The organism is Frankia sp. CeD (assembly GCF_000732115.1).
Lineage (GTDB): Bacteria > Actinomycetota > Actinomycetes > Frankiales > Frankiaceae > Frankia > Frankia casuarinae.
In genome coordinates this window covers 2,281-5,081 of record NZ_JPGU01000084.1, presented here as the reverse complement: position 1 = coordinate 5,081, position 2,801 = coordinate 2,281, and the positions used below count along the sequence as shown (strand labels likewise).

Annotated in this window: 1 protein-coding gene; it reads left to right on the top strand. The window is 68.2% G+C overall.

Annotated elements, in window-relative coordinates:
* Positions 1–623 precede the first annotated feature (623 nt).
* On the top strand, positions 624–1,757 hold the full coding sequence (locus CED_RS20780) for an ROK family protein (RefSeq protein ID WP_035913573.1): 1,134 nt from the start codon (positions 624–626) through the stop codon (positions 1,755–1,757).
* The last annotated feature ends 1,044 nt before the right edge of the window (positions 1,758–2,801 follow it).

The window sequence follows — 2,801 nt, the reverse complement described above, 5'->3', positions numbered from 1 at the left end:
CCCTGGGACGGACCGTCGGAAGTAACCGCCACCGTCGTTCAACCGGTGATCGTCCTTGCCCGTCGGACATTAGCCGACCGCGGATCGGCTTGTCCATGTGCTCGGCGGCCGAGAAGCCCGTGGACCTCAGGTGATCGCCGTGAGCCCGCCTCAGGATGGTTTCTTCGTGGAGGCGACCGCGATCGGGGATCGGCCTGTCGCCGGCCGCCCCAACCATTCAATCCCACAATTTCACGGGGTCGGGTTCGCGGCGGGTCGGGTTCGCGGCGGGTCGGGTTCGCGGCGGGTCGGGTTCGCGGCGGGTCGGGTTCGCGGCGGGTCGGGTTCGCGGCGGGTCGGGACTGGGCCGTGGCGGCCTGCCGGGTTTCGTGCGCCGGGTTGCGCGTTCCGCGGGGCCGAGGTCGGTGCGGGCCGATCGCGGGTACGCTCCACCTCTTCCGTCGCTCCAGGTCGGGAGAGACCAGGTTGGTACCGGTGGTGGATGTCGGCCTCCAGGCCGGTTTCCGGTGGTCGGAAGGGTTGCCGAGGGCGGACGGGTCACAGCCGGGTTTCAGTTACGGCCGGGTTTCACGAGGTACCGCAGGTACCGACGGTCGATCGGCGAGCAGAGAGGCGCCAGGACGATGTCCCAGTCGCAGGAGGCGTTCCAGCCATGGGAGGCGGGCGGGCCGCGGGACGTCCGCGCGTCGGGCAAGGAGCCCGCGGGTGCGGAGCCGGCGCGTGCGGACGGCCGGAAGACCTTCGCACTCGCCCTCGACATCGGGGGAACCAAGATCGCCGCCGGTGTCGTCGCGGGGGACGGCACGATCGCCGCTCAGGCCCGTCGCTCCATGCCGGTCCCGCGTCCGGCTTCACCGGCTTCACCGGCTTCACCTGATCCGGACGGCGCTGGGCCGGCGTCGGCCCGGGCGGCAGGGGTCGATGCCGAGGAGGTCTTCGCCGTCGTCCAGGACTGCCTCGACGAGGCGCTCGCCGCGGCGCGGATGCGTCCGGACGAGATGACGGGACTCGGCTGCGGGTGCAGCGGTCCGATGGACTGGCCGGTCGGTGAGGTCTCCCCGTTGAACATTCCGGCCTGGCGGGGATTCCCGTTGCGGGCGCGGCTGCGGGACGCATACCCGGGCGGCCCGGTTTTGATCCACAACGACGCCGTCGCCCTCGCCGCCGGCGAGCACTGGATGGGTGANGGCCGTGGCGTGCGCAACATGCTCGCCGTCACCGTCTCCACCGGCGTCGGAGGCGGCCTGGTTCTCGGGGGCCGGTTGCTGCACGGCACATCCGGCAATGCCGGCCATATCGGTCACATGGTGGTGGAGGCCGACGGACCTCCTTGTCCGTGTGGGGGACGTGGATGTCTGGAGGCGCTCGCGTCGGGTCCGCGGACGGTGGCCTGGGCGATCGGCGAGGGCTGGGTGCCTTCGGGGGATCAGCCGGCCAACGGTCGCGTGCTTGCAGCCTCGGCACGGGCCGGCGACGGCGTCGCCCGGCGGGCCCTCGCCCGCGCGGGTGCTGCGGTGGGAGCCGGACTGGCCTCCTGCGCGAGCCTGCTCGACCTGGAGGCCGCCGTGGTGGCTGGCGGGTTTGCGCAGTCCGGCCCGATCTTCTGGGACGCGCTGTCGGCCAGTTTCGATCGTCACACGGGGTTGGCGTTCACCCGGCGGATGCAGATCAGACGGAGCTCCGATCCCAGCCGGATCGCGCTTCGGGGGGCCGGCGCCTTCATCCTCGCGCCGGAGCGGTACGCCTGGGAGGGCTAGTACCGGCCGGTACGACGTTTTCTAAGACGTCGCCTGGTGTGTCGGTCTCGCCTGGTGTCCCCTCCTCCTCAAACATGCCTCGCTGGCGCGTCTGCCCGGCCTCACAGCCTCGCGGCTGGGTAGACGCGGGAGGGGCAGGTGTAGGGAGCGTGCGGATCGGAGGTTCGGGTGGTTTGGGGATCGCTGACCGGGGTACCCCCGCATCGGACCCGGTGTCTGCGCCGGCGGGCGGACGGCACCGGTGAACGAGGGACGAGGCGGGCCTCGGCAGCGGNTCGGCGAGGGNGGGAATCGGCGCGGGGGCCCGGAGGTTGTCAGCTGCAGGGATTGCGCACTGTCAACCGTCGGTGCCAGAAAGTTATGTCCTCGCGTCCGCTCACCATGCCCGGACTCGTGTATAGTTCCTCTTCGTCGCCCACCGAGCTCCTCCGGGAGCCGGGCGTCGCGCAGGACCAGATCTCCTCCGAGGGGGCGTAGACCCCCCGAGGAAACGGGCCGCGGACGGTGCGATAAGGTACGAGAGTGGCAAACACCGGTACGTGGGTAGGTTAACTACCGGGCCGGAGTGATTTGACACAATCAAGCCAAAGCTCATAATCTAGGAAAAACGTTCCGGTTGATCGCTTTGAACGCGAACGTCCGGAGTGTGCAAGAAGGTAAGATCTGTTCGGATGTGAACATTTCGCACAAAAAGAAGCGATTTGACACCGCCGGGCAAGCCGAGTAACTTAAAGAAGCACCAGAACGAAGCCCTGAGGGTGGAGGTCTGGTAGCGCCTGCTCCTTGAGAACTCAACAGCGTGCCGATTNTCAGTGCCAATTGTTNTACCCCGTTCATGGCCTGGCTGGGTGGTGTCCCACGTGGTGGGGTGGCTGTCTGGTTGGGTTGTGAGGGATTCCTTTGGACACGGTGGTGGGCCTGTGAGGGTCTGCTGTCGATGTCGGGGTCTGTCGATGTTTTTGCATCGGCGCTCTCAATGCATTGATGGAGAGTTTGATCCTGGCTCAGGACGAACGCTGGCGGCGTGCTTAACACATGCAAGTC